General features: G+C 62.6%; 27 protein-coding genes and 1 tRNA gene. 7 read left to right on the top strand and 21 right to left on the bottom strand.

The features are described 5' to 3' along the window. Nucleotides 1-26: 26 nt before the first annotated feature. Nucleotides 27-1,949 carry a SurA N-terminal domain-containing protein gene (locus tag IG122_RS03595; RefSeq protein ID WP_193180543.1) on the top strand — a complete coding sequence of 641 codons (1,923 nt, stop codon included), beginning with the start codon at nucleotides 27-29 and terminating at the stop codon, nucleotides 1,947-1,949. After that, the gene (gene trpE, locus IG122_RS03590; RefSeq protein ID WP_193180542.1) at nucleotides 1,949-3,457 is read left to right on the top strand and encodes an anthranilate synthase component I; all 1,509 of its coding nucleotides are present in this window, start codon (nucleotides 1,949-1,951) and stop codon (nucleotides 3,455-3,457) included. The genes IG122_RS03595 and trpE overlap by 1 nt, the downstream gene beginning before the upstream one ends. Before the next feature lie 86 nt (nucleotides 3,458-3,543). Here the strand turns inward: trpE and IG122_RS03585 are convergent, their stop codons facing one another. Continuing rightward, nucleotides 3,544-4,749 (bottom strand): MFS transporter, encoded by a 1,206-nt coding sequence (locus IG122_RS03585; RefSeq protein ID WP_193180541.1) that lies wholly within the window; start codon nucleotides 4,747-4,749, stop codon nucleotides 3,544-3,546. A 148-nt stretch (nucleotides 4,750-4,897) separates the two neighbouring features. Between IG122_RS03585 and IG122_RS03580 the strand changes: the two genes are divergently transcribed. Next, nucleotides 4,898-5,161, top strand: a complete 264-nt coding sequence (locus IG122_RS03580) for a hypothetical protein (protein ID WP_226893316.1) — start codon at nucleotides 4,898-4,900, stop codon at nucleotides 5,159-5,161. Between the two features lie 54 nt (nucleotides 5,162-5,215). Further along, the gene (locus tag IG122_RS03575; RefSeq protein WP_193180540.1) at nucleotides 5,216-5,704 is read left to right on the top strand and encodes a hypothetical protein; all 489 of its coding nucleotides are present in this window, start codon (nucleotides 5,216-5,218) and stop codon (nucleotides 5,702-5,704) included. Nucleotides 5,705-5,733: 29 nt separating this feature from the next. Here the strand turns inward: IG122_RS03575 and IG122_RS03570 are convergent. The 7 genes from IG122_RS03570 to IG122_RS03540 form a co-directional block, all read right to left on the bottom strand. After that, nucleotides 5,734-5,810: transfer RNA gene (locus IG122_RS03570), tRNA-Pro, on the bottom strand. Between the two features lie 98 nt (nucleotides 5,811-5,908). Next, a complete protein-coding gene (locus IG122_RS03565; RefSeq protein ID WP_226893315.1) occupies nucleotides 5,909-6,427 on the bottom strand; it encodes a MerR family transcriptional regulator in 519 nt (172 codons plus the stop codon). Between the two features lie 20 nt (nucleotides 6,428-6,447). Continuing rightward, the gene (locus IG122_RS03560; RefSeq protein WP_193180539.1) at nucleotides 6,448-6,759 is read right to left on the bottom strand and encodes an integration host factor subunit alpha; all 312 of its coding nucleotides are present in this window, start codon (nucleotides 6,757-6,759) and stop codon (nucleotides 6,448-6,450) included. Nucleotides 6,760-7,002: 243 nt separating this feature from the next. After that, nucleotides 7,003-7,989 carry a beta-ketoacyl-ACP synthase III gene (locus IG122_RS03555; RefSeq protein WP_193180538.1) on the bottom strand — a complete coding sequence of 329 codons (987 nt, stop codon included), beginning with the start codon at nucleotides 7,987-7,989 and terminating at the stop codon, nucleotides 7,003-7,005. After that, nucleotides 7,986-9,050 carry a phosphate acyltransferase PlsX gene (plsX, locus tag IG122_RS03550; RefSeq protein ID WP_193180536.1) on the bottom strand — a complete coding sequence of 355 codons (1,065 nt, stop codon included), beginning with the start codon at nucleotides 9,048-9,050 and terminating at the stop codon, nucleotides 7,986-7,988. The genes IG122_RS03555 and plsX overlap by 4 nt, the downstream gene beginning before the upstream one ends. 142 nt (nucleotides 9,051-9,192) lie before the next feature. After that, complete coding sequence (locus IG122_RS03545) at nucleotides 9,193-9,750, bottom strand: YceD family protein (RefSeq protein WP_193180535.1); 558 nt, start codon at nucleotides 9,748-9,750, stop codon at nucleotides 9,193-9,195. Nucleotides 9,751-9,810: 60 nt separating this feature from the next. Next, a complete protein-coding gene (locus tag IG122_RS03540; RefSeq protein WP_319024804.1) occupies nucleotides 9,811-10,350 on the bottom strand; it encodes a ubiquinol-cytochrome C chaperone family protein in 540 nt (179 codons plus the stop codon). A gap of 178 nt (nucleotides 10,351-10,528) precedes the next feature. Between IG122_RS03540 and IG122_RS03535 the strand changes: the two genes are divergently transcribed. Next, nucleotides 10,529-10,990: an outer membrane protein assembly factor BamE gene (locus tag IG122_RS03535; protein ID WP_319024803.1), complete on the top strand. Its 462-nt coding sequence runs from the start codon at nucleotides 10,529-10,531 to the stop codon at nucleotides 10,988-10,990. Nucleotides 10,991-11,056: 66 nt separating this feature from the next. On the opposite strand, the gene IG122_RS03530 is transcribed toward IG122_RS03535, so the two are convergent. The 12 genes from IG122_RS03530 to rpiB all read right to left on the bottom strand — a co-directional run bounded on the left by IG122_RS03530 (nucleotide 11,057) and on the right by rpiB (nucleotide 22,389). Next, nucleotides 11,057-13,153, bottom strand: a complete 2,097-nt coding sequence (locus tag IG122_RS03530; protein ID WP_193180531.1) for a sodium-translocating pyrophosphatase — start codon at nucleotides 13,151-13,153, stop codon at nucleotides 11,057-11,059. Nucleotides 13,154-13,371: 218 nt separating this feature from the next. Continuing rightward, complete coding sequence (locus IG122_RS03525; protein WP_226893314.1) at nucleotides 13,372-14,571, bottom strand: MFS transporter; 1,200 nt, start codon at nucleotides 14,569-14,571, stop codon at nucleotides 13,372-13,374. Between the two features lie 87 nt (nucleotides 14,572-14,658). Next, nucleotides 14,659-15,141: a flagellar basal body-associated FliL family protein gene (locus tag IG122_RS03520; RefSeq protein ID WP_193180530.1), complete on the bottom strand. Its 483-nt coding sequence runs from the start codon at nucleotides 15,139-15,141 to the stop codon at nucleotides 14,659-14,661. 20 nt (nucleotides 15,142-15,161) lie between these two features. After that, nucleotides 15,162-16,151 (bottom strand): thiamine-phosphate kinase, encoded by a 990-nt coding sequence (gene thiL / locus IG122_RS03515; RefSeq protein WP_319024802.1) that lies wholly within the window; start codon nucleotides 16,149-16,151, stop codon nucleotides 15,162-15,164. After that, a complete protein-coding gene (gene nusB / locus IG122_RS03510) occupies nucleotides 16,152-16,655 on the bottom strand; it encodes a transcription antitermination factor NusB (RefSeq protein ID WP_193180528.1) in 504 nt (167 codons plus the stop codon). A gap of 7 nt (nucleotides 16,656-16,662) precedes the next feature. Beyond that, complete coding sequence (locus IG122_RS03505; protein WP_193180526.1) at nucleotides 16,663-17,100, bottom strand: 6,7-dimethyl-8-ribityllumazine synthase; 438 nt, start codon at nucleotides 17,098-17,100, stop codon at nucleotides 16,663-16,665. Beyond that, nucleotides 17,097-18,266 (bottom strand): 3,4-dihydroxy-2-butanone-4-phosphate synthase, encoded by a 1,170-nt coding sequence (gene ribB / locus IG122_RS03500; RefSeq protein ID WP_193180524.1) that lies wholly within the window; start codon nucleotides 18,264-18,266, stop codon nucleotides 17,097-17,099. Before ribB ends, IG122_RS03505 begins: the two co-directional genes overlap by 4 nt. Further along, complete coding sequence (locus tag IG122_RS03495) at nucleotides 18,259-18,861, bottom strand: riboflavin synthase (RefSeq protein WP_193180522.1); 603 nt, start codon at nucleotides 18,859-18,861, stop codon at nucleotides 18,259-18,261. The genes ribB and IG122_RS03495 overlap by 8 nt, the downstream gene beginning before the upstream one ends. A gap of 9 nt (nucleotides 18,862-18,870) precedes the next feature. Further along, nucleotides 18,871-19,971, bottom strand: coding sequence for a bifunctional diaminohydroxyphosphoribosylaminopyrimidine deaminase/5-amino-6-(5-phosphoribosylamino)uracil reductase RibD (gene ribD, locus IG122_RS03490; RefSeq protein WP_193180520.1), 1,101 nt, complete (start codon nucleotides 19,969-19,971; stop codon nucleotides 18,871-18,873). A gap of 87 nt (nucleotides 19,972-20,058) precedes the next feature. Continuing rightward, on the bottom strand, nucleotides 20,059-20,520 hold the full coding sequence (nrdR, locus tag IG122_RS03485) for a transcriptional regulator NrdR (protein WP_193180518.1): 462 nt from the start codon (nucleotides 20,518-20,520) through the stop codon (nucleotides 20,059-20,061). Between the two features lie 56 nt (nucleotides 20,521-20,576). Next, nucleotides 20,577-21,869 carry a serine hydroxymethyltransferase gene (gene glyA / locus IG122_RS03480; RefSeq protein ID WP_193180516.1) on the bottom strand — a complete coding sequence of 431 codons (1,293 nt, stop codon included), beginning with the start codon at nucleotides 21,867-21,869 and terminating at the stop codon, nucleotides 20,577-20,579. Between the two features lie 70 nt (nucleotides 21,870-21,939). Beyond that, nucleotides 21,940-22,389: a ribose 5-phosphate isomerase B gene (gene rpiB, locus IG122_RS03475; protein ID WP_193180514.1), complete on the bottom strand. Its 450-nt coding sequence runs from the start codon at nucleotides 22,387-22,389 to the stop codon at nucleotides 21,940-21,942. A gap of 314 nt (nucleotides 22,390-22,703) precedes the next feature. Here rpiB and IG122_RS03470 point away from each other — a divergent pair, with 314 nt between their 5' ends. Further along, nucleotides 22,704-23,156 (top strand): MucR family transcriptional regulator, encoded by a 453-nt coding sequence (locus IG122_RS03470; RefSeq protein WP_193180512.1) that lies wholly within the window; start codon nucleotides 22,704-22,706, stop codon nucleotides 23,154-23,156. Nucleotides 23,157-23,215: 59 nt separating this feature from the next. Here IG122_RS03470 and IG122_RS03465 read toward each other — a convergent pair whose 3' ends face one another. After that, entirely contained in the window at nucleotides 23,216-23,443 is a 228-nt protein-coding gene (locus IG122_RS03465; protein ID WP_193180511.1) for a DUF6898 family protein, read from the bottom strand. A 134-nt stretch (nucleotides 23,444-23,577) separates the two neighbouring features. Between IG122_RS03465 and IG122_RS03460 the strand changes: the two genes are divergently transcribed. After that, on the top strand, nucleotides 23,578-24,801 hold the full coding sequence (locus tag IG122_RS03460; RefSeq protein WP_193180510.1) for an acyl-CoA dehydrogenase: 1,224 nt from the start codon (nucleotides 23,578-23,580) through the stop codon (nucleotides 24,799-24,801). The last annotated feature ends 85 nt before the right edge of the window (nucleotides 24,802-24,886 follow it).

The following is a 24,886-nucleotide window of genomic DNA, read 5'->3' as shown; positions in this document are numbered from 1 at the left end:
AACCCGAGAAAGCCGCGACGTACCCCATGCTTCAAATGATCCGCTCCCGCGTCACCTCGATCTTCGTCAAGGGACTGTTCGTTCTGCTGATCGCCTCCTTCGCGGTCTGGGGGATCGGCGATATTTTCCTCGGCTCCCCGACCGGCAAGGCCGCCATCGAGGTTGGCGATGTCGAGATCACGACCGCCGAGGTGCTCGACGAGTTCGAGCGCGTGCGCCGGACCATGGGGGCGCAGTTGACTGCCGAGCAGGCCGCCCAGTTCGGCCTCCTGGAGCAGGTCATGAACGATCTCGCCAACCGCGCCCTCTTCGTCGCCGAAGCGGGCGATCTCGGGCTCGCCGTCGGCGAAGATCAGGTGAAGCAGCGCATTGCCGATATGCCCGCCTTCCGCGATCAGACCGGCAAGTTCAATCCGGACATGTTCCGGCAGGTCCTGTTCCGCAATCAGTTGAGCGAGGCCGGCTTCGTCACGCTGCTGCGCGAGGAAATCCGCCGCGACCAGATCATCAATGCGATCACTGCAGGTCTCTCGGCGCCGGAGGTTCAGGCGAATACCTACTACCGTTACCGCAACGAGGAACGCGAAGCGAAGCTCGTCACCCTCGATGCCGCCACGCTGGCGGAGCCGGCCGCGCCGACCGACGGCGAGGTCGACGCCTTCTATAACGACAACAAGGAACGCTACCGGGCGCCCGAATACCGCTCCGCGACCGTGCTGTCCCTGACCGCCGACGCTCTCGCGGAAGATATCGAGGTCTCGGACTTCAAGCTCCGCGAAGCCTATGACTCGCGTCTCGGGGAATTCCAGACCCCTGGCCGGCGCACCGTCGACCAGATCTTCCTCGCCGACAAGGACACCGCCGACAAGGCCGCGGCCGCGCTCGGCGAAGGCCAGTCCTTCGAGAAAGTCGCCGCAGACGTGGCGGAGATGGCGCCAGAGGCCCTGTCGCTCGGCGCCGTGACCCGCGCCGACCTCGAAGGCACCGCCCTAGCCGATGCCGTTTTCAATGCGGAACTCAACGTGCCGACCGCCCCCGTCGAGAGCGATCTCGGCTGGCATATCTTCCGCGTGACCGAAATCGTCCCCGAGACCACCAAGTCGTTCGATGAGGTGAAGGACACGCTCAAGCGCGACGTCGCCCATAACGATGCGCTGGACCGGATCTTCGAGATCGCCAACCAGATCGAGGACTCGCTCGCCGCCGGCGATACGATCGAGGAAGCCGCCAAGGCGGTCGAGCTGGAGGTCGTCAAGCTTCAGGACATCGACCGGCAGGGCAAGCGTATCGACGGTGCGGAAGCGGGCGGCATCGCTGCCGACGCGGGCTTCCGCACGACCCTCTTCGCGACCCCCTTGAAGGAACAGAGCCATCTCGAGGAGACCCGCGGCGGCGGTTACTTCATCCTGCGCGTCGACGGCATCACCGAAGCGACGGTCCGCCCGCTGGCCGACGTGAAGGATCAGGTTGTCGCCGACATGATCGCGGAGCGCCGTGCGGACGCGAACCTGAAGCGCGCGCAAATTCTCGTGCAGGAAGCCGCCTCCGGCGGCCTTACCGCCGCGGCGGAAAAAGCCGGCTATGAGATCCGCGACCTCGCGCCCTTCACCCGTACCGGTGACGGCCTGCCCGACGGTCTGCCGGCGGACGTCGCGGAAATCGCCTTCGACCTGAAGATCGGCGATATCGGCATGTCGGAGGACCTGACACAGATCCACATCGCCGAGCTCACGGCAATCAAGCAGGCCGACCCGGCCGCTGTGAAAGACGCTGTCGACACCCTCGCGCGCCAGGTTCAGGGCGGAATGGCGGCGGACGCCGTCGAGCTGCTGGTCGCGGCCCTGCGCGACACCCACAATGTCTCGATCAATGCGGGCCTGCCGCTTTCCGTCATTCAAGGCGGCAATACCGGCGGCGGGGTCCCGCAGCAGAGCGGCGGTCTGTTCTGATGCTGGTCTCTCCCGAACGCGCCCCGTTTGCAGCCGCCTATGCCGACGGGAAGGCCCAGGTCGTGTGGACCACGCTGGTCGCCGATCTGGAGACGCCGGTTTCCGCGATGATGAAACTGGCCGAGCGCAAGGCGAATGCCTTTCTGCTTGAATCGGTCGAAGGCGGCAGCGTGCGTGGCCGCTTCTCGATCATCGGCCTTCGCCCGGACGTGATCTGGCGCTTCAAGAAGGAAAAGGCGGAAATCAACAGGCAGGCACGGATCGATCCGCATGCTTTCGAGACCTGCGCGGATGCCCCCCTCGCCTCGTTCCGCAAGCTGCTCGCGGAATCCGAGATCGAGCTGCCGGACGGCCTGCCGCCAATGGCCTCGGGTCTCTTTGGCTATATGGGCTACGACGCGGTCCGGCTGGCCGAAACGATCCCGGACAGCAATCCGGACGATCTGCAGATCCCGGACGGCCTCTTCCTGAGGCCGACGGTGATCTGCATCTTCGACCGTCTGGAAGACGTCGTGACCATCGTCACGCCGGTCCGGCCCGATCCCGGCATGTCCGCCGATGCGGCCTATGACGCCGCAAGGGCCCTGCTCTCGGACGTGCTGCAGGATTTCGACCGCAACCTGCCGCTGACTCGCCAAGGCGTCGGAGAGCCGACCAAACTGCCGGATCCGAGCTCGAACACCACACGCGAAGAGTTCCACCGTATGGTGGAGAAGGCGAAGGACTATATCGCGGCCGGCGACGCCTTCCAGGTCGTGCCCTCGCAGCGTTTCTCGGTCCCGTTCAAGCTGCCGCCGCTCGCGCTCTACCGCTCGCTGCGCCGCCTGAACCCCTCGCCGTTCCTGTTCTATTTCGATTTCGGCGATTTCTCGATCGTCGGCTCGAGCCCGGAAATCCTGGTGCGCGTGCGCGACGGCGACGTCACGCTCCGTCCGCTCGCCGGCACCCGCAAGCGCGGCGCCAATGCCGAGGAAGACAGGGCGCTGGCCGAGGATCTGCTCTCCGATCCGAAGGAACGGGCGGAGCACCTGATGTTGCTCGACCTTGGCCGTAACGATGTCGGGCGGGTGGCGAAGATCGGCACCGTGAAGGTGATCGAGCAGTTCGTGATCGAGTATTACTCCCACGTCATGCACATCGCCTCCCATGTCGAAGGCAAGCTGCGCGACGAGTTGGACGCACTCGACGCACTCTGGGGCGGCTTCCCGGCGGGAACCGTTTCGGGCGCACCGAAGGTCCGGGCGATGGAGATCATCGACGAGCTGGAGAAGTCCCGGCGCGGCGTCTATGCCGGCGCGGTCGGCTATTTCAGCGCCAACGGATCGATGGATACCTGTATCGCGCTCCGCACCGCCGTGGTGAAGGACGGAACGATGTATGTCCAGGCCGGCGGCGGCGTGGTCGCCGACAGCGATCCGGAAGGCGAATATCAGGAGTCGGTCAACAAGGCCCGCGCTCTCTTCCGGGCGGCCGAGGAAGCGGTAAAATTCTCCGCGCGGAGCAGCTGACCGGCCGGAACGCTGGCCGTGAAACACTGAAAATAGATACGTGAAACAAGGAAGTGCGCGACTCGGTTACAGTCGCGCACTTTTTTTTATTCGGCCGGCTCCGGCGCAAGCTCCGGCGCCGGCTCTCCCTCTCCTGCCGGCAGCAGAAGGGCAGCTGCGAACGCGGTTGCCGCAAGGCCGCCGAGGATCAGGAACAGCCAGGTGAAGTCCCCCGTCGCGCTATAGACCCAGGCGAGCAGCGGAACCGCGCCCGCCGAGACGCCGAGGGTCAGCAGGAACTTCACCCCGAAAGCGGTGCCCCGCCAGGCCGGCGGCGTGAAGCGCGCGAAGAGCGCGTTCTCGGTCGGCACGGCGATGGTGTTCGAGAGCACCATCACGACGGAGACCGGGAACAGCAGCCAGCTGTCGATCGAGGCGACGATGATCAGGAACGGGATCTGAATGATCCAAGCGGTCACGTAGACCCGCTTCTTGTTGAACCGGTCGGCCAGCCACCCGCCGGCGATCTGAGCGCCGCCGGAGCAGAAATAGATCGCCGAGACCAGCAGCCCGACGCCGAACAGCGCATCGCCGCTACCGAGACGGTTTTCGAAGAGCTTCGGCAGCGCGAAGGACGTTGCCTGGTAGATCAGTCCGGAACAACAAACCGTGATGGCAAGCGCCAGAGCGCCGCGTTGCATGTCCTTTCGCGAGGTCTCCGCAGGCGCGGCCGCGGCCTTTTTCGTGTCCTTCTCGATCCAGCCCCGCCAGACACCGAACGCCAGCAGGAGGCCGGTTGCGACGCAGATGATGCCCGGAAGAATGAAGGCCAGCCGCCACGAGCCGAAATCGGCCAGCAGAGCCGCGATCAGCGGCGCCGAGCCGACGCCGAGGCTGCCGAACACACCATTGATGCCGAGCGCCTTGCCGCGGTTCGCCACATGCCGAACCACCCACGCGATACCGACCGGGTGATAGATCGCGGCGAAGAAGCCGATCGCCGTCAGCCCGGCCGCGATCTGGAACAGCGAGTTCGCGAAGCCGGTGAGGATCGACATCGCACCCGTGCCGAGAAAGAACACCACCATCATGCCGGTCGCGCTCCAGCGGTCGCCGAGATAGCCCGCCGGAATGGCGCAGAGGCCGAACATCAGGTTGCCGAGGAACATGAGCCCGATCAGCTCGTGATAGGGCGCGGAAAAGACGGATTCGAGCGCGATCACCGCCGTCGGATAGAGCAGCATGAAGAAATGCGAATAGAAATGCCCGATGCTGGAAAACCCGAGCGAAAGGCGGTCGGACAAAGGATTCATTGCCGAATTTCCGTCAGAAGAGGTTCCAGTAATCGTCGCAGCACTTGCACGTGCTCACAACTCGCCTTTGTGCATTTGACTCATTCCCGCGCGCCATTACCATACCTTACGAACTGCTTTTCGCCACGGGGGTTCCGGGAAAGCCAGGATGTCCGAAACACCTGCAACCGATATGAAGGCGGCGAAGCGCCCGACGAAGACGCAGGCCGCATGGCTGCGGCGCGGCCTTGGCGAACCTGGCGGCAAGCTGCCGCTCTTCAACGAACAGGGACAGCGCGTGAACGACCGCATGGTCCAATCCTGCCTCGATCACGGGTGGGCGGAGCCCTGGTTTGAAAACCCTCTGAAGCCGAACTGGCTGGTCTGCAAGCTCACCGAGCGCGGCCGTGCGGCAATCGGCGGATCGCAATGACGAGGCCTGCCGTCAGTCGGGCCCGGTCCGATTTCATGACATTGGAAGCGTTGAATGACTCTTGAAGAGTATCTGAGCGTCATCGTCGACAGCAAAGCCGACGACTGGCGTACCTCCAACGTTCCCACCTTCATGCACAGGATCGTCCCCTCGCGCACGCCCGGCTCGGATTTCGAGCTGCAAGAGCACAATGTCCTGATGAACTACATGCCGGACATCCGCTTCTCCATGGCCTGGGGCCTGGTCGCCGACCGGAACTATGCCGAACCCTGGCTGGAGAAGCTGCCGAACAAGCGCGGCGACGCGGTGATCCTCGATTTCCTTTTTAACGGCGCCCTCGTCTACCGCGACGTGCTCATCGCCGTGGATAACTGGCGCTGCATCCTGCCACAACCGATGAATACCGAAAATGCTCCCTTCCGGGTGCAGGAACGGCGCATGCAGATCGCCCGCCTGGTGCACGGTCTGGTCGGCCCGGATTCCAGCTTCGGCGCCTATTTCAAGCGTCTCGGCATGGTCCCGGCAAAGGTGCCATGGCCCTGAGAAACTTCGAGATATACGAGGGAAATCAATGGTCGGAGCGGCGGGATTCGAACCCACGACCCCTTCACCCCCAGTGAAGTGCGCTACCAGGCTGCGCTACGCTCCGACCGATTGAGACGGTCTCTCTAGCCCGTCACCAATGCCGAAGCAAGCGCCTTGAAGCGCCTGCATCGTTCATTTTCTTGATTGTAATCGGAAATCCGCTCAGCGCCGGACCCGGTCCAGAGCTTTTTTCAGGGATTCCAGCTCGCCGAGCGCGGTCCTGACCTCTTCCATCGCGTCGGTGGCAAGACCGTCCTGGCCATTGCCGTCAACCGATGCCTGGGACCCGTCAGCCTCGAACGGAAGGCCCGGCTGCGCGTCGTCGGACTTCGCGGCGCTGTTCGGCCCCGGAATTTCCGGATCGTACTCGCCGCCGTCATTGCGCATGGCCGCGCGCGCGCCGCCGTCTTTCAACAGCTTCTGCACGCCCTTGATGGTGTAGCCATCCTGATAGAGCAGCGTCCGGATCCGGCGCAGCAGCGCCACATCCTCCGGACGGTAATAACGCCGCCCGCCGCCGCGTTTCAGCGGCCGCACCTGAGAGAACTTGGTTTCCCAGAAACGGAGAACGTGCGGCGGAACCTCAAGATCGTCTGCAACTTCGCTGATCGTGCGGAAAGCCGACGCGGACTTGCCGTTCCTACGCGTCCCAGTGCTCTGATGGTCGGTTTGCATAGCCATTAGGCGTCATGCCTCCGTACTCACCCGGCGTCGCCGCCAAGCCCTTCGTTGATCCGGTTCTTGAGGACATGGGAAGGCCTGAAGACCAGCACTTTACGCGGCAAAATCGGAACTTCCTCGCCGGTCTTGGGATTGCGACCGATGCGCTCCCCCTTCTGGCGTACCAGGAAACTTCCGAAAGAAGAGATCTTGACCACCTCGTCGCGAGACAAGGATTGCGCAATTTCTTCGAGAACAGCTTCAACCAATTCGGCGGACTCGTTACGAGAAAGACCGACTTCTTGGTACACTGCCTCGCTCAATTGAGCCCGTGTAACCGTCTTACCAGTCATAGCCACCCCCATCCTTAGGAGCCTAAAGTATCGCGGAAAATCGGCACCGTCAATTAATCGACTTATTACAGGAATTTGGAGGCGTTTTCTGACCTAATATCGGACCGCCCGGCGCCAATTGACGGGAGATTTCTGCGGCTTTCGGGCACAGCACTTAACCTACTGAAACAGAGGGAAATTAGCGCGATTGCGCCGGAATCTAAGCCACAATATGGCGGAAAAAAGGCACGCGCCAGATCCTATTCAGGGAGCGCCGATTCGGACCAGTCCCGCACCCCAGACGAGACCGCCGCCGATCGCTTCGAAGAGCACCAGATCGCCTCTCTTGACCCGGCCGTCCGCCATCGCCTCGGAGAGCGCGAGCGGCACCGACGCAGCCGAGGTATTGGCATGCCGGGCGATGGTCGAAACAACCTTTTCGTCCGGCAGCTTCATCTTCTGCGCCATGCTCTTGATGATCCGTGCGTTTGCCTGGTGCGGGATCAGCCAGTCGATGGCGGTGGATTCAAGTCCGTTGGCGGCCAGCGCCTCGTCGATCACGCCGGATAGTTTGGAGACGGCGTGGCGGAACACCTCCTGCCCGGCCATGCGCACATGACCGACGGTCTTGGTCGAGGACGGACCGCCGTCGACATAGAGAATATCCCTGTGCCTGCCATCCGAATGGAGATGGGTCGAGAGCACGCCGAAATCGTCGGCATCCTCGTCGTCACGCGCCGCGCGCAGCACGACCGCACCGGCTCCGTCGCCGAACAGCACGCAGGTAGATCGGTCTTCCCAGTCGAGAATGCGGCTGAAGGTTTCGGCGCCGATCACCAGCGCCGCGCGCGCCTGCCCGGCCTTGATGAAATTATCGGCTGTCGCCAGCGCATAGATGAACCCGGCACAAACCGCCTGGATATCGAACGCCGCGCCGTGATCCATTGCGAGCTTCGCCTGCACCTTGGTCGCGGTGGACGGAAAGGTATCGTCCGGCGTCGTGGTTGCGACGACAATGAGATCGATATCGGCGATCTCCATCCCGGCATTTTCGAGCGCGGCCTGTGCCGCAGCGACGGCGAGGTCCGACGTCATCTCGCCGTCTGCGGCGACATGGCGCTGCCGGATACCGGTCCGCTTCGAGATCCATTCGTCCGACGTGTCGACTTTCTTCGCCAACTCGTCATTCGTGACGATCCGCTGCGGCAAGTAGGAGCCGCAGCCGACCAGCAGAGACTTCTTCAGGGTCATGAAGCTACCGATGTCTGGCGTGTCAGGGCCGCACCCTCGTAATCACCGTAGAGTGCGATCTCTTCTTTGACTTTGTTCAGGAAACCGTAACGACACATATCGGCGGCGACGCAAACAGCATTGGCGAACCCGAGCGCGTCGGTTCCGCCATGGCTCTTCACGCTGATACCGTTGAGGCCGAGGAAGACGGCGCCGTTGTAGCGGCGCGGGTCGAGGCGCTTGCGCATCTGTTCCAGCGCGCCGCGGCACAGTAGATAGCCGATGCGGGCCGCCCAGGACGATTTGAAGGCATCGCGCAGGAACTGAGTGATCATCCGCGAGGTGCCTTCGGCGGTCTTGAGGGCGATATTGCCGGAAAACCCGTCGGTGACGATCACGTCGACCGTCCCGGCGGTGATGTCGTCGCCCTCGACGAAACCGATATATTCGAAACTCTCCGACTTGATCTCGCGCAGGATGGCGGCGGCGCCGCGCACCGCGTCGCTGCCTTTCTGCTCCTCGCTGCCGACATTCAGCAGACCGACCGTCGGGCGGCTGAGGCCGAGCACCAGGCGAGAGAAGATTTCCCCCATCAGCGCGAACTGGACAAGATTCTGGGAGTCGCAGTCCACGTTCGCGCCGAGATCCAGCATGCAGGTCTCGCCACGACGGGTCGGGAAGAAACTGGCGATCGCCGGGCGCTCGATCCCCGGACACATCCGCAGTACGAACTTCGACATCGCCATCAGGGCGCCGGTATTGCCGGCCGATACGACACCGTCCGCCGCGCCTTCCGCCACCTGATTGATGGCAAGTCGCATGCTGGAATTGCGTCCGGAGCGCAGCGCCACGGACGGCTTTTCAGCTGCCCCGACCGCCTTGTCCGTGTGAATCAGCGTGAAGTTGCTGGTCGCGAGCCGTTTCGTCTTTTCGATCAGCGGGCGCAACTGCGCCTCGTCACCGACCAGAATCAGCTTGAGATCGGGCATCCGCGCAAGCGCGATATCCGCCCCGCGAATCACGATATCGGGCGCGTGATCGCCGCCCATAGCGTCCAGGGCCAGTGTTGGACCGTCTACCATGTGTTCGACATCATCCAGGTTGAAGACGCGGCCACAGCGGCGCGTTTCGAAAACCCTCGACAGTTAACCTTCCACAGATACGGAATGCAGGAAGGAGGATGCACGAGGGTCATAGGCAAAGCTTCACAAAAGTTCAATAAATTTAGTCCCCATTTCGAAGTCGGTCCCGCATCTCTGCCAGAACCGAAAACGGGTTCTCGTCTTCGTCTTCTGCGTCACTGTCCGTCCAGACGATTCCGTCCGGAGCTTCCTCTTCTCCCGGCTTGCGCGGATGCTCGTCGAGCAGCAGCGACAGATTCTGGGATATGACCTCACCGAGGTCAAACCCGCCATCCTCTATCAGCCCCATATTTTCATCATCCGGCGGCAGGTCCACCTCGACCTGATGACCGCTATCCGCCGCGCCTGTCAGAACCTCGCTGAATTCCTCGGCGATATCCGCCTCGAACGGCTCGAGCGAAACCACCGACAGGTAATTCAGGTGCGCCACGATGGTACCCGCGATCCGCACCGCCCTGTCCTTGGCGAGACGCTCGATCGAGACGGTCGCCTTAAGGGAAGCAAGGGCCGGAAGCCCGAAGCGTTCCGCGAGCGCGCGGCACTCTGCGGGCGTGGCTTCCACCTCCAGATGGGTGACCCGCTTCTTCAGATCCTTGATCCGCAACGGGCGCGAGAATTCGGTCTTGGCTGTCGTTTCCATGGGAAGCGCACAATATGCGCAGCGTGCCCCGCTCTCAAGCGGCAAGCGTGGGAAACGGGCTCATGGAGCGAGAAAACCGATGTCGCCGCCAGTGATCCGCTCTTGCGTCTGCTCGCCCAGGTGAGCGGCCAGGGCAATCACGTATGCGGCCATTGCTCCCGAATGCGCCTCGGCCGCGCTTTCTCCGCGATAGAGATTGCGCAACAACGCTCCGCCCAGTTCCTCCCCGCGGTCCGTCTCCGGAGCCTGCAGGGCCGCTTCATACGCTTCGAGGCGGCCGTAGAAAGCCCTCCCCATCTCCTTGACCTTCTTGCCGATGGAGATATCGCTCACGCCGATTTCCCGGAGCGACTGGTCCATATCGGTGAAGAGCGTATCGAAAAGGGCCTGCGAGAAGGCTTCCGATTCGCCTTTCTCCCCCTTCAGCCGGATAAGCACCAGCGCCGTGTGCAGCACCAGAAGGTCGAAGCGGCCATCGAGCGTGTCCGGCACTCCAAAGCGGGTATAGAAGACAGGCAGGCGGGACTGCCTGACGATTTCCTGATAGGCCTTCGCCGCCGCATCGGCGGACGCATTGCGCCTGAAGAACTTGCTGAACACCGCGCGATCCCGCTTCCGGTTTGAGTTGCGCGCAAAATGGCGTCGGGGCCGCCCCGCGTCAACGACCGGCAACAGGATTGTTGACCTCGGGCCGGTCGGTCCCCAAATTGGCGGCAACCCGCCTGCCCCCCGGGCAAGGTGGCTATCAATTATTGACAGGACGTCACGGAGAGAACGAGTGAGCCGCAAACGGTTCCAGCGTACCGGCCTCGCAATCGCGATCATCGCCCTCGGACTGGCCGCCTGCTCACCGCGGGTCGCGATCCACGGCAACATGGTCGATATCGAGACCCTCGCAGCCATCGAACCTGGCGAAAGCGACAAGGGACGCGTGCTCGCCCTGCTCGGCTCCCCCTCGACGGAAAGCCAGTTTGGCCAGGAAACCTGGATGTATATCGCGCGCCGCACGGAGCAGACCGCCTTCTTCGCGGAGGACGTGCTCGACCAGCGGGTGATCTATATCGCTTTCGACCAGAACGGGATCGTCGATAGCATTGGCCGCCTGAACAAGGAAGACGGCAAGCGGATCGAGTATGTCGGCCGCGAGACCCAGACCGCGGGCCAGCGGATTTCGTTCCTGCAGCAGCTGTTCGGGAATATCGGCCGCTTCAACCAGGACGGCGCCTTCAGCAGCCAGTAGATTTCATCGTCAGAACGAAAAGGCCCCGCATTCGCGGGGCCTTTCCTCTTTGATCTTTGTGCCCGATCAGGCGGCGAGCGCCGCCAGAAGCAGGAGCGCCACGATGTTGGCGATCTTGATCATCGGGTTCACCGCCGGGCCGGCCGTGTCCTTGTAGGGATCGCCGACCGTATCGCCGGTCACCGCGGCCTTGTGGGCTTCCGAGCCCTTGCCGCCGTGATGACCATCCTCGATGTATTTCTTCGCGTTATCCCACGCGCCGCCGCCGGCGGTCATGGAAATCGCAACGAAGATACCGGTCACGATGGTGCCGAGCAGCATCGCGCCGAGCGCGGTGAAGCCAGCGCCCTGTCCGCCGATCAGGCTGATCACGAAATAGACCACGATCGGGGCCAGCACGGGCAGCATCGACGGCACGATCATTTCCTTGATCGCCGCCTTGGTCAGCATATCGACCGCACGGCCGTATTCCGGCTTCTCGGTCCCCTGCATGATGCCAGGATGCTCACGGAACTGCCGCCGCACCTCCTCGACGACCGCGCCACCGGCACGGCCCACGGCCTGCATGCCGAGAGCGCCGAAGAGATAGGGCAGAAGACCGCCGATGAAGAGACCGACCACGACATACGGGTTCTGCAGCTCGAACTTGACGTTGAGCTCCGGGAAGTAGTGGTTGAGGTCCTCGGTGAAGGCCGCGAACAGCACCAGCGCCGCCAGGCCGGCGGATCCGATGGCATAGCCCTTGGTCACCGCCTTGGTGGTGTTGCCGACCGCGTCCAGCGCGTCGGTGGTCTCACGCACCGATTCCGGCAGTTCCGCCATCTCGGCGATACCGCCCGCATTGTCCGTGACCGGTCCGTAGGCGTCGAGCGCGACGACCATGCCGGCAAGCGCCAGCATCGTGGTTGCCGCGATGCCGATGCCGAACACGCCCGCAAGCAGGTGAGCCGCGATGATGCCGCCGGAGATGATCAGCGCCGGCAGCGCGGTCGCCTCCATCGAAACGGCGAGCCCCTGGATCACGTTGGTGCCGTGGCCGGTTTCGGAGGATTTCGCGATGGATCGCACCGGACGGAATTCAGTCGAGGTGTAATATTCGGTCACCCAGACGATCAGGCCGGTCACAACCAGACCGACCAGCGCGCAGCCGAAGAGCGTCGTGCCGGTGACCTCAATACCGTTCTTCATCGCCATCACCGTATCCCAGCCGATGACCTGGCTGACGACACCGCCGATGAGAATGGCGGAAAGTACCGCACTTACGATGAAGCCCTTGTAGAGCGCCTTCATGATCTTCTTGTCCGGACCGAGCCGCACGAAGAAGGCGCCGACGACGGAGGCAAGGATGCAGACCGCGCCGATGAGCAGCGGGAAGGTCAGCATCAAGGTCATGCTCTCGCCGGTAAAGAAGATCGCCGCGAGGAGCATGGTCGCGACCACGGTCACCGCGTAGGTCTCGAAGAGATCCGCCGCCATGCCCGCGCAGTCGCCGACATTGTCGCCGACATTGTCCGCGATCACCGCCGGGTTGCGGGGATCGTCCTCGGGAATCCCGGCCTCGACCTTACCGACGAGGTCGGCGCCGACGTCGGCGCCCTTGGTAAAGATGCCGCCGCCGAGACGGGCAAAGATCGAAATCAGAGACGCGCCGAAGCTGAGGGCAACGAGCGCCTCGAGGATGTGACGCAGGCCCGCGTCGGTAGAGGCGTCATACATGCCCAGCAGGATGCCGTAATATCCGGCCACCCCAAGCAGGCCGAGACCGACGACGAGCATGCCGGTGATCGCACCGGACTTGAAGGCGATGTCGAGCGCCGGGACCATGCCGACAGTCGCCGCCTGGGTGGTACGGACATTGGCCCGCACGGAGACGTGCATGCCGATATAGCCCGCGACGCCGGACAGAACGGCCCCAATGACGAAGCCGATCGCGACCGTCATCCCCAACGTAACCGCTAGGATGATCGCAACCACGACGCCGACGATGCCGATCGTCGTATATTGGCGATTGAGATACGCCGCTGCGCCTTCCTGGATGGCGCCCGCGATTTCCTGCATCCGCGCAGATCCCGCGTCGGCTGCAAGAACCGACCGGATCGCCCATAGTCCGTAGAGCAAGGCCGCCACTCCGCAAAGGAGGACGAAAGCCAAAGTTCCGCTCATATCCGAAACCCTTCTATCTTCTGAACACGTTTCCTCGCCGCCGGGTCCGGTCTTTGCGCCGGACTCCGACTGGCATTTCAAATCGAAGGGTGAAATTAGCAGACAGCGAAAAGATTTTTGCCGGTCTCCGCCCCACCACTCCAAGTGGGGGAAAACCTAGCAAAAATTTGGGTCCTGTAAAGCGTATCTAACTGAATCCGCAATTACATTTACGGTCTTTATACGGGCGAACGCTGGCGCCACAAAGCAACGGCAATGACTGAGCCCGCGATGGCAAGGAGCGGTAAAACTCCATAATTGACCGCGTTCCAGCCGAACGCGTTGAGCAGCGCACCGGAGGCGAAGGAAGAGACCGTAACCGTTCCAAAGACTAGGAAATCGTTCAGGCCCTGCACCTTCGCACGCTCTTCCGGACTGTGGCATTCGGCGAGCAGAGAGGTTCCGCCGACGAACATGAAATTCCAGCCAATCCCGAGCATGACGAGACCCAGCCAGAAGCGTTCTATTTCGAGCCCGCTGATGTTTACCGAGGCGGCGCCGACAAGGATCACTGCACCGGTCATCATGACCTGCCGGACCCCGAATCGCTGGATCAGAGAGCCGGTGAAGAAGGACGGTGCGTACATTGCCAGCACGTGCCACTGGATGACGAAGGCGGCGTCCCGGAACTCGTAGCCACACCCCACGATTGCCAGCGGCGTTGCAGTCATTACGAAGCTCATCACCCCGTATCCGATCATCGCCCCAATGGCCGCGACGATGAAGGTCGGCTGCCGAACGATCACCGACAGCGGGCGGATGTTCGGGCTGTCCGGAGCATGGCGCGCCGGCGGAATATGAACGAAATAGAGGAAAGCGAAGGAAAGCGCCTGGACGCAAGCGACAACAATGAAGCAGCCAGCATAGAGCACAGGCGTAAAGAGATCGTACGACCATTTCGAGAGTTCCGGACCGACGATCGCGGCGAAGACACCGCCGGCAAGGACCAGAGAGATCGCCTTGCTGCGGAAGGTCGCGCTGGCCGTGTCGGCCGCCGCATGGCGGTAGAACACGGCGAAGCCCTGGAAACATCCGATCATCATCGAGCCAGAGGCGAAGATCGCGAAGCTGCGCTCGAAGATGCCGTGATAGGCAAGCAGGGCCCCCAGGATCCCGATCGTGATCCCGACCGCGAAACCGGCGCGCCGTCCGACCTTCCGCATCAGAAAGGACGCCGGCAAGGTCGTCGCCATCGTCGCCGTGAACTGAAGCGCGAGCGGGACCGTCGACCAGGCCGGATCCGAGGCAAGCTGCTGCCCGACCAGCGCAGTCACGGTCATGTTAACTGACATGCCGGTCATGGCGAGCGCCTGACAGATCGCCAGAAGAACGACATTGCGAACCGTCGGATCGCGGTCTTCGATCGTGGAAGTGGTCATGGATAATCGCGGGTCATTCGAAATGAGGACCGTCTGGTAGCACGGCTGCCGGGAACCCGCCAGTTCCGCAAGCACCTGAGCACGTGTCTAGCCCTGCAACGGCCGTTCGAAAACGTTCTGGAACAGAAGATCGACGACGACGCCCTTGCCAACGATTTCCTCGGTTTTCGCCATCAGACGCTGTTTCAGAAAGGCCCGGTCATTGATGCCGGGTTTGATATCGAGCGAGGAAAGCGCATGCACATACGCGAGATAGGCATCAATGATGCGGACCTTTTCCCGGTTCACCAGCTCGAAATCCGGCCCTGGTTCGACCTCGATGAAGATGTGCAGGACCAGAAAGCGCTCGACCTGCCCGTCGCGGAAGATCGGGATACTGAGCGGCTCCAGATCGATGAGCTGGGTCACCGCCGGCCGCTCCTCGACCTTGTTCTCGTCTTCCGGCGGCACCTCCTGACCGAGCAAGGAGAGGACCTGCGGCGGAAGCAGCCCCGGCGCAAACATCGAGACGCCGTAGACGCCTCCGCCGACAAGCGCGAGCAGGACGACGAGGATGACAATAATCTTCATGCACTTATTTAACTCACGCGCTAGGCGTGGGTATAGCCCCGGCGCTCAAGTATGAGAGGCTTTCCGTCGGCGTCGAGCAAATCGACGCCGGAACCGGCGCGGACCGTCCCGATCCGGGTCACCGGTACGCTGGCTTCCTCGGCTCGCAACATGACCTCTTCCCTACCCTCCTTCGGGGCGGTGAAGAGTAATTCGTAGTCGTCGCCGGACGAAACCAGATCCGCAGCTTTGGCCTGGCCACTCCGCATCACGGCCGCAGCAGCTTGAGAAACCGGGATTGCAAACAAGGAGACTTCCGCGGCGACGGAAGAACACTTGGCGATATGTCCGAGGTCCTGGGCCAGGCCGTCCGAGATGTCGAGCGCCGAGCTTGCCACCCGCAGCAAGGCCCGTCCCAACATCGGACGCGGCTCCGGAACCTGATAGCGGTCGATCAGGAATTGCTCCGCATCGTCATCGAGGCCAGAGATCCGGCCCCTGAGCACGGCCAGTCCGAGCCCCGAATCTCCAATTGTCCCAGAGACATAGATATCGTCTCCGGGACGGGCACCGCTGCGCAGCAGGGCCCGGTCTTCCGGTAACCAGCCGAACGCCGTCACGGAGATGGTGAGCGGTCCGGGTGTGGATACGGTATCGCCGCCGAGCAGCTTCAGCCCGAAGGTGATGTGGTCGCTGCGCTGGCCCGTGACGAACCGCTCCAGCCACCCCTCCGGATCCGCCATTCCTGACGGCAGGGCGAGTGTGACGGTATAGCCGTAAGGCTCGGCGCCCATCGCCGCGAGATCGGAAATATTGACGCGGAGCGCCTTGCGCGCGATCCGGTCCGGCGGATCGCTCTCGAGGAAATGTACCCCGGCGACCAGCGCGTCCGCGGTCACCGCCATCCGCATTCCTGCCGGCGGCGTAACGATCGCCGCATCATCGGCAAGCCCGAGGGCCTCGCTTTGCCCTTTCACGAGCGGCGCGAAGTACCGCGCGATCCGTTCGAACTCGCCAAGGCGTTTCACCACTCAGGCACTTTCGGAACCGAGAGCCGCAGCTCCGGGCTCATCTTCACGAACGGTGCGCGCGATCCGGTCTAGCACCCCATTGATGAAACCCGGCTCCTTCTCCGCAAAGAAAGCGTGGGCCACATCGACATATTCCGAGATCACGACCGGCGCCGGAATGTCGCCATGGGCCAGCAATTCGTGCGCGCCGCATTGCAGGATGTTGCGGACAATGGTCTCGAGCCGGTCGAGCGCCCAATCCTCGGAGAGCGCCCCGGCAATGAGCTGATCAACCGCGTCGAGATTGGAGGCCACGCCGGCCGCGAGCTTCTCGTAGAATACCGGATCCGCCGGACCGAAGCTCTCGTCGTCGGCGCCGCCCTCGAGCCGCAGTTCCTTGAACTCCGCAATCACACGCGGTGCCGGCGTGCCTGTAATCGCCATCTGGTAAAGCGTCTGCACCGCGGCAAGACGCGCCGCGGTGCGGCGCTTGCGGTCCAATGCCTTCTGGCTCGATTTGCTCATCCTGGACTCACTCGATTCCGAAACGGCGCTTGATGGCAGCCATCGCAAGAGCCGCCTCCGCAGCGTCCCGCCCCTTGTTCTTCTGCCCGACCGAGGCCCTCGCCCAGGCCTGCTCTCCGTTCTCGACGGTCAGGATCCCGTTGCCGATGGCAAGGCCCTCCCAGAGCGCCAGATCCTGCAGGCCACGTGCGCTCTCACCGCAGACATAATCGTAATGCGTCGTCTCGCCCCGGATGACGCAGCCGAGCGCGACATAGCCGTCAAAGGCCGGACCGTCGTTCCGCTGCGCGGCGAATGAGATCGCCGCCGGGATCTCGAGCGCTCCGGGCACCTCGAGCCGCTCGAATTCTGCGCCCGCCGCCTCGAGCGCCGCCGAGGCGCCTTTCACCAATTCGTCGGCGATATCTTCGTAGAAGCGTGCCTCGACGATCAGAATGCGGCTCATTCGCCCGCTCCTTCGGTTCCTGTCTTTACGCCGCGACGCTCCGCCACGGTCAGTCCGTAGCCCTCGAGCCCGACAATATTCCGGTCGTGATTGCTGAGAAGAATCATGTCGCTGACCCCGAGATCGACCAAAATCTGGGCGCCGACACCGTAATCCCTGAGTTCGTTCTCGCTGCCCTTGCCCTCGGCCTCGGCGCGCAACTTCCGGCGCACCCGGTCCGAGAGTGCGGTCGCGGAGGGTTCACGGATGAGGACGACGACGCCTCGCCCCTCCTCACCGATCTGACGCATGGCGTTCTGCAGCTCGCCGCCGGCGCGGGCGCCGGTCCGGTCGCCGAGCACGTCTTCCATGATGCTGAGCGCGTGCATACGCACCAGAACCGGGTCCGCCGTGGTGATATCGCCCTTCACCAGAGCGACGTGCTCGGCATAGGTGATCTTGTTGACGTAGACGATCATGCGCCAGTCGCCGCCATGGGCGCTGTCCAGCGTGGTCTCGACGGAGCGCTGGACGACCGACTCGGTGCGCCGGCGATATTCGATCAGATCGGCGATGGTCGCGACCTTGAGGCCGTGAAACTGCGCGAACTGCACCAGATCCGGCAGTCGCGCCATGGTGCCGTCGTCGTTCATGATCTCGCAGATCACGCCCGACGGGTTGAGCCCCGCCATGCGGGCGATATCAACGACCGCCTCGGTATGCCCGGCGCGGACCAGCGTGCCGCCATCTCGCGCCATAAGCGGGAAGACGTGACCCGGCGTGACGATATCGTCACGTGCCGCGCGCGGGTCGATCGCGACCTGGATCGTGCGCGCCCGGTCATGTGCCGAAATTCCGGTCGTCACTCCTTCCCGCGCCTCGATAGAGACGGTGAAGGCGGTTTCGTGCCGCGTGCCGTTGTTGGCCGACATAAGCGGCAGACCGAGCTTCTCGATCCGCTCGCGTTCCATCGAGAGGCAGATCAGCCCGCGGCCGTGCTTGGCCATGAAGTTGATCACTTCGGGCGTCGCCATCTGCGCCGGAATGCAGAGGTCGCCCTCGTTCTCACGGTCCTCGTCATCGACAAGGATGAACATGCGGCCCTGACGCGCCTCCTCGACCACCTCCTCGATGGAGGAGAGAGCAGTGCGAAAGACTTCGCCGAGCGATTCAGCGGTTTCAGACATTCCGTAGATCCCGGACATCAATCAGGCGCGCAACATAGCGGGCAAGCATGTCGACTTCCATGTTCAATTGGTCGCCCGGCCCGCGGTCGCTGAGAGTGGTCTCGTTCCAGGTGTGCTCGATGATGTTCACGCCGAAGGTCTCTGCGGAAACCTCGTTTACCGTCAACGAGATACCGTCGAGCGTGACGGATCCTTTCTGAGCGACGAAAGCGACGAGCTCCGGCGACGGACGCAGGGTCAGACGGTGGCTGTCGCCTTCCGGAGCGATCGAAACGAGCTCGGCGAGGCCGTCGACATGTCCACTGACGATATGGCCGCCGAGCTCGTCACCGACCTTCAGGGCCCGCTCCAGATTGATTTTCGTCCCTTCTTTCCAGGACGACAGATTGGTCTTGGAGAGCGTCTCGGCGGAGACATCGACGGCAAACCAGCCGGGTCCCTTGTCGACCACGGTCAGGCAGCATCCGGAACAGGCGATCGAGGCGCCGATCGCGACGCTGTCCATATCGAAACCGGCCGATACCGTCATACGCGTATCCCCAGTCTTCTCGATACGGGAGACCGTACCGATATGCGTGATAATTCCTGTGAACATGGCCGTAACCTAGTTTCGCGGGCGGTAGGTTTCCACCAGATCTTCGCCCACGCTTCTGACATCACGCCGTTCGAAACGCGGCATGAATTCGAGCAGTTCGAGACCGAGATCGCGCACTGCGCCGACCCCGTCCTCTCCGATGATGGCCGGCGCCCGGAACCAGACGAGTTCGTCGACCAGTTCCCGGCGCAGAAAAGCCGTCGCGAGTTCGCCGCCGGACTCGACCATCAGCCGGGTGATCCCGCGTTCCGCGAGAAGCTTAAGCACTGCTTCGAGGTCAAGCCGGCCGTCCACGACAGGCATGTCTCCGGCGACCTCGACTCCGACGGCCTTCAGAGTTGTCGCTCGAGGATCATCCTCCGAGACCGCCGTGATTGCCAGGGTCGGCACCTCATGCGCAGTTTCCGCGACCTCGCGATCCGGTGTCAGTCTCAATCCTCCGTCAAGAACGACCCGCAGCGGTGAGCGTGCGGTCAATCCCGGCAGACGGCAGGTCAGCGCCGGATCATCCGCGAGGACCGTGCCGATACCGGTGAGGATCGCGTCGTGCGTCGCCCGGATCTGATGCGAAACGGCGCGCGCGCCGGTCCCTGTGATCCACTGGCTGCGTCCGTTCGCGAGCGCTACCTTGCCGTCGAGGGATGTCGCCAGTTTCAGGGTTACGGCGGGACGGTTCTTCCGGATCCGGGTGAGGAAACCGATATTGAGCTCCTCGGCTTCCTTCTCCAGCACACCGGCGACGATCTCGATGCCGGCCGCCGCGAGTTTGCCGTGGCCCGCACCGTCGACACGGGGGTCGGGGTCCCTCAGCGCATAGACGACGCGGGCGACTCCGGCGGCGATGAGTGCATCACTGCACGGCGGGGAAGCCCCATGATGGGCGCATGGTTCGAGCGACACATAGACCGTCGCGCCCGCCGCGTCGGCGCCGGCATCCGCGAGTGCGACCACTTCGGCATGGGGGCGTCCGCCCTCCTGCGTCCACCCGCGCCCGACGATCTCGCCGTTCCTGACGATGACGCAGCCGACAGATGGATTGGGGGCTACCCTGCCGAGCCCCCTGCGCGCGAGCGCGAGGGCGTGCCGCATGAAAGTGGTGTCAGACTGCATTGGCCTCCGTCCCCGCCTTGCCGCGTCCCCGCGCGCGACGCGGCCTCAGTTTGCCGCCGGCCGTGGATCCTTGGATGCGAGGGCCGCTCAGTCGTCTCCGTCGTGACTGATTTCCTCGACGAATTCCTCAAAATCCTTGGCTTCGCGGAAGTTCTTGTAGACCGACGCGAAGCGGACATAGGCAACCTGATCTAGGTTTGCCAGAGATTCCATAACCATCTGCCCGATCACCTCGGACGGGATCTCCGCCTCGCCCATGCTTTCGAGCCGACGCACGATACTGGTCACCATCCGTTCCACGCGCTCCGGATCGACCGGGCGCTTGCGCATGGCGATCTGGATCGACCGCACCAGCTTGTCGCGATCGAAGGGGGCACGCTTGCCGGTCTTCTTCACCACGGTCAGTTCACGGAGCTGAACCCGCTCAAACGTCGTGAACCGGGCACCGCATGCCGGGCAGAACCGGCGCCGCCGGATGGCGGCACTGTCTTCGGTCGGACGGGAATCCTTCACCTGGGTATCGGTGTGACCGCAGAACGGACAGCGCATCTCTTTCCCCCTTCAATCGATCCTGTAAGCGCGGTCTCCCCGGACCGCCGTCCCGCTCAGTAGATCGGGAACCGATCGCAAAGCACGCCGACCTCAGCGCGCACCTTATCCTCGGTCAGTGAACTAGAGTCCGGATTCTGTGCGACGGCGTCCAGGACATCGCCGATCAGATTTCCGATCTGCTTGAATTCGGCGACCCCGAAACCGCGGGTCGTGCCGGCTGGGGTGCCGAGCCGAACCCCGGAGGTTACCATCGGCTTTTCCGGATCGAACGGAACACCGTTCTTGTTGCAGGTTATACCGGCGCGCTCCAGCGCCTGCTCCGCAACATTCCCGGTCAGCCCTTTCGGGCGAAGGTCGACAAGCACGACATGAGTGTCCGTACCGCCGGAAACGATATCGAGCCCGCGTTCTTTCAGGACGTCGCAAAGCGCGCGCGCGTTTTCCACCACCCGGCGGGAATAGGTCTTGAATTCCGGTGTCAGCGCCTCGCCGAACGAGACCGCCTTCGCGGCGATCACATGCATCAGCGGACCGCCCTGTAGGCCCGGGAAGACGGCCGAATTGATCTTCTTGCCGAGTTCCGGATCGTTCGAGAGGATCATGCCGCCGCGCGGGCCGCGGAGGGTCTTGTGCGTCGTCGTGGTGACCACATGGGCATGCTGGAGCGGGCTCGGATGCGCGCCGCCGGCGACCAATCCCGCGAAATGCGCCATGTCGACATGGAAATAGGCCCCGACGGAATCAGCGATCTCACGGAACTTCGCGAAATCGATCTCACGCGGATAGGCGGAACCGCCCGCGATGATCAGCTTCGGCTTGTGTTCCTCGGCCAGCGCCCGGACCTGATCGAAATCGATCTGCGCGTCCTCTTTCCGCACACCATATTGCACCGCCTTGAACCACTTGCCTGACAGGTTCGGCGGCGCCCCGTGAGTCAGGTGCCCGCCGGCCGCGAGCGACATTCCCATGACGGTATCGCCCGGCTGCACCAGCGCCAGCATCACCGCCTGATTTGCCTGCGCGCCTGAATGCGGCTGCACATTGGCAAAGGCACAATTGAAAAGCTTGCACGCCCGCTCAATCGCCAGCGCTTCCGCCTTGTCGACGAATTCGCAGCCGCCATAGTAGCGGCGCCCCGGATACCCTTCGGCATACTTGTTCGTCAGGACCGATCCCTGCGCCTCGAGAACGGCGCGCGAGACGATGTTTTCCGAAGCGATCAGCTCGATCTGATCCTTCTGACGGTGCAGTTCCTCGGTGATCGCGCCGAACAGCTCCGGATCGCTCTCGGCGAGCGGCGTGGCGAAGAACGGATTGTCGGTCGTGGTGGTCTCAAAAGCGGACATGTCAGCTCCAGTTCGGGTCCGGCGGTGCGATGGGCCTAACCGGTCCTCCGCCGTCGCGCAAGCGCAAGGGTTATGTGCTCTCGGTCAAACCAAGTTTGTCTACGCGACGCTGATGCCTGCCGCCTCCAAATTCTGTGCCGAGAAAGACGTCAACGCAGTCTTTCGCGACTTCTTCCCCAATCAGCCGTGCGCCAAGCGCGAGAACATTCGCATCGTTATGCTCCCGGCAAAGTCGGGCTGAGGTGATATCGTGACAAAGTGCCGCACGCACCCACGCGTGGCGGTTGGCGGCAATGCTAATCCCGATCCCGGTACCGCAAACCACGATGCCGCGGTCGCCCTTGCCGTCTTTCAAGGCCCTGGCCACAGCGCTGCCGAAATCGGGATAATCGACGGAATCCGGACCATGAGTGCCGACATCGACCACGTCCCACCCCTTATCTTTGAGATGAGCAATCAATACTTGCTTCAAAGAATATCCGGCGTGATCCGATCCGATCACGATTGCGTTATCTGCCATTTTCCGTCCGACCAAACGCTCCTCGTTGCGGCGAGCCCACTATATACGCCACCCGGACTCCTGCGCACCACTATTTCCGCGCCTAAGTCCTCTGCATCGCTCGCATAGACTGACATTCACGCCACAATATATTCGCGGCCGTATTTTGACCGTAAATTCCAGATAATGAAGCTTCCCAGAAATCAGCCGAAAATATGAGATCCATGTTCAGCATATGGAAAACGGAATGAAGTTTATTTCTTGACAACTACTTCGGTCGGGACAATGTTCCGCACACGAGATCATCACTTTAAAGTTCATTATCGGATCGCAAAATGACCGAAGAATCCCGCGAAGAAAATCTGGGCTCCTCTGAACTACTGCGCATGACGACGGACGTCGTGTCGGCCTATCTCGGAAATAACACCGTGGCCGCTTCCCAGATTTCAGAGATCATCAGCACCGTTCATGAGGCCCTGTCGCGTCTCAATACTGAAGTAAGCGAACCGGAAGCGGAGCCGGCGAAACCGGCTGTCCCGATCCGGCGTTCGATTACGCCCGAATACATTGTGTGTCTCGAGGACGGCAAGCGCCTCAAGATGCTCAAGCGGCACCTCCGGACCACCTACAACATGACCCCGGAAGAGTATCGCGCGAAATGGGGGCTCCCGGCGGATTATCCGATGGTTGCGCCGAACTATGCCGCGCAGCGCTCGGAGTTCGCGAAGAAGATTGGCCTTGGCCGCAACGCAGTGAAGCGCGGCGGACGCAAGCGCAAAGCGAGCTAATCGGCCGAACAACAAAAAACGCCGGGACGGAAATCTGTCCCGGCGTTTTTTATTGCATGTCAAACCAGTCTTCCGCGTCTCGCCGCCGGTTTGGACGGGTTGTTCTTTTCGAGCACGTATCTGAGCTTTCGCAACACGGTGTGCCGCAACACAGTTTCGCCGCTCGCCGGATTGCCGACGATCGAAACCTCCGTCATCGTGACCGGATCGAAGGCGCTGACCTTCACGTAGCTGCCCGACGGCAGAAACTCGATTATCACGCCGCGTTCGTCTAGTTTGCGCGCCATCGTTTAGATCCCGCTGTTCGGCCATCCGGAGCGACAGGGCAGAACGGCATCAATGCTCCAACGGAAATTTGAAGCTATATTGCTTCGGCGTATATACCTCATCCATCGAATACAGCAACTTCGGGAGCCACCCAATGTCTGTCCAACCTGCCGTCAGTTCCGCCAAAGCGGCAAGTTCGTCGCGGCCTCAATTCGACTGGGAGGATCCCCTTCTCATCGAACAGGAACTGACAGAGGAAGAGCGCATGATCCGCGATGCGGCACGCGCCTATTGTCAGGACAAACTCATGCCGCGGGTACAGGAAGCCTTCCGTGACGAAGTCTTCCATCGCGAGATCATGAACGAGATGGGCGAGCTCGGCTTCCTCGGCTGCACCATCGATGGCTATGGCTGCGCCGGCGTGAACCATGTTTGCTACGGCCTGATCGCCCGTGAGGTCGAGCGCGTCGACAGCGGCTACCGCTCCGCCATGAGCGTGCAGTCCAGTCTTGTGATGCATCCGATCTATGCCTATGGCAGCGAAGAGCAGAAGCAGAAGTACCTACCGAAGCTCGCGACCGGCGAATGGGTCGGCTGTTTCGGCCTGACCGAGCCGGACCACGGCTCCGACCCGGGAAGCATGGTCACCCGCGCGAAAAGCGTCCAGGGCGGCTACCTGGTCAATGGCGCGAAGATGTGGATCACCAATTCGCCGATCGCCGACGTCTTCGTCGTCTGGGCGAAGACCGATGACGGCCAGATCCGCGGCTTCATCCTCGAGAAGGGCATGAAGGGTCTGAGCGCGCCGAAGATCGAGGGTAAATTCTCCCTCCGCGCCTCCATCACCGGCGAAATCGTCATGGACAATGTCGAAATCCCGGAAGAGAACATGCTGCCGAACGTCGCCGGACTGAAGGGTCCCTTCGGTTGTCTCAACAAGGCCCGCTTCGGCATTTCCTGGGGCGCGATCGGTGCCGCCGAATTCTGCTGGCACCAGGCGCGTCAGTATACCCTCGACCGCAAGCAGTTCGGCCGGCCGCTCGCCGCCAATCAGCTGATCCAGAAGAAGCTGGCCGACATGCAGACCGAGATCACCCTCGGCCTGCATGGCAGCCTGCGTCTCGGCCGGATGATGGACGAAGGTACCTGCGCGCCGGAATCCATTTCCCTGATGAAGCGGAACAATTGCGGCAAGTCTCTCGACATCGCCCGCGTCGCCCGCGACATGCATGGCGGCAACGGTGTTTCGGACGAGTATCACGTCATCCGCCACGTCGTGAATCTGGAGGCGGTGAACACTTATGAAGGCACGCACGATGTGCATGCCCTGATCCTCGGCCGTGCCCAGACCGGCCTGCAGGCTTTCACCGGCGCCTGATCGACGCCAGAAACAGAAACGACCGAGCGGGGGGGCGCCGCGGCGGGCCCGCGTTTTTGTTTTTTTCTTTTTGCTGGGCGCCCGC

The sequence above is a fragment of the Nisaea sediminum genome, assembly GCF_014904705.1.
GTDB classification, from domain to species: domain Bacteria; phylum Pseudomonadota; class Alphaproteobacteria; order Thalassobaculales; family Thalassobaculaceae; genus Nisaea; species Nisaea sediminum.
The sequence above is the reverse complement of the archived record's forward strand: the minus strand, read 5'-3'. Positions and strand labels throughout refer to the sequence as shown.

Excerpts from the sequence above, each read along its gene's own strand:
- plsX (WP_193180536.1), bottom strand. The coding sequence starts at position 9,050 with ATGGTAGACGGTCCAACACTGGCCCTGGACGCTATGGGCGGCGATCAC.
- IG122_RS03460 (WP_193180510.1), top strand. The coding sequence starts at position 23,578 with ATGTCTGTCCAACCTGCCGTCAGTTCCGCCAAAGCGGCAAGTTCGTCG.
- IG122_RS03555 (WP_193180538.1), bottom strand. The coding sequence starts at position 7,989 with ATGACCCTGAAGAAGTCTCTGCTGGTCGGCTGCGGCTCCTACTTGCCG.
- IG122_RS03565 (WP_226893315.1), bottom strand. The coding sequence starts at position 6,427 with ATGGCTATGCAAACCGACCATCAGAGCACTGGGACGCGTAGGAACGGC.
- IG122_RS03575 (WP_193180540.1), top strand. The coding sequence starts at position 5,216 with ATGACTCTTGAAGAGTATCTGAGCGTCATCGTCGACAGCAAAGCCGAC.
- IG122_RS03525 (WP_226893314.1), bottom strand. The coding sequence starts at position 14,571 with ATGACCACTTCCACGATCGAAGACCGCGATCCGACGGTTCGCAATGTC.
- nrdR (WP_193180518.1), bottom strand. The coding sequence starts at position 20,520 with ATGCGCTGTCCGTTCTGCGGTCACACCGATACCCAGGTGAAGGATTCC.
- trpE (WP_193180542.1), top strand. The coding sequence starts at position 1,949 with ATGCTGGTCTCTCCCGAACGCGCCCCGTTTGCAGCCGCCTATGCCGAC.
- IG122_RS03585 (WP_193180541.1), bottom strand. The coding sequence starts at position 4,749 with ATGAATCCTTTGTCCGACCGCCTTTCGCTCGGGTTTTCCAGCATCGGG.
- ribD (WP_193180520.1), bottom strand. The coding sequence starts at position 19,971 with ATGCAGTCTGACACCACTTTCATGCGGCACGCCCTCGCGCTCGCGCGC.
- rpiB (WP_193180514.1), bottom strand. The coding sequence starts at position 22,389 with ATGGCAGATAACGCAATCGTGATCGGATCGGATCACGCCGGATATTCT.
- ribB (WP_193180524.1), bottom strand. The coding sequence starts at position 18,266 with ATGTCTGAAACCGCTGAATCGCTCGGCGAAGTCTTTCGCACTGCTCTC.
- IG122_RS03495 (WP_193180522.1), bottom strand. The coding sequence starts at position 18,861 with ATGTTCACAGGAATTATCACGCATATCGGTACGGTCTCCCGTATCGAG.
- IG122_RS03470 (WP_193180512.1), top strand. The coding sequence starts at position 22,704 with ATGACCGAAGAATCCCGCGAAGAAAATCTGGGCTCCTCTGAACTACTG.
- nusB (WP_193180528.1), bottom strand. The coding sequence starts at position 16,655 with ATGAGCAAATCGAGCCAGAAGGCATTGGACCGCAAGCGCCGCACCGCG.
- IG122_RS03580 (WP_226893316.1), top strand. The coding sequence starts at position 4,898 with ATGTCCGAAACACCTGCAACCGATATGAAGGCGGCGAAGCGCCCGACG.
- IG122_RS03505 (WP_193180526.1), bottom strand. The coding sequence starts at position 17,100 with ATGAGCCGCATTCTGATCGTCGAGGCACGCTTCTACGAAGATATCGCC.
- IG122_RS03545 (WP_193180535.1), bottom strand. The coding sequence starts at position 9,750 with ATGGAAACGACAGCCAAGACCGAATTCTCGCGCCCGTTGCGGATCAAG.
- IG122_RS03530 (WP_193180531.1), bottom strand. The coding sequence starts at position 13,153 with ATGAGCGGAACTTTGGCTTTCGTCCTCCTTTGCGGAGTGGCGGCCTTG.
- IG122_RS03595 (WP_193180543.1), top strand. The coding sequence starts at position 27 with ATGCTTCAAATGATCCGCTCCCGCGTCACCTCGATCTTCGTCAAGGGA.
- IG122_RS03560 (WP_193180539.1), bottom strand. The coding sequence starts at position 6,759 with ATGACTGGTAAGACGGTTACACGGGCTCAATTGAGCGAGGCAGTGTAC.
- IG122_RS03465 (WP_193180511.1), bottom strand. The coding sequence starts at position 23,443 with ATGGCGCGCAAACTAGACGAACGCGGCGTGATAATCGAGTTTCTGCCG.
- glyA (WP_193180516.1), bottom strand. The coding sequence starts at position 21,869 with ATGTCCGCTTTTGAGACCACCACGACCGACAATCCGTTCTTCGCCACG.
- IG122_RS03520 (WP_193180530.1), bottom strand. The coding sequence starts at position 15,141 with ATGAAGATTATTGTCATCCTCGTCGTCCTGCTCGCGCTTGTCGGCGGA.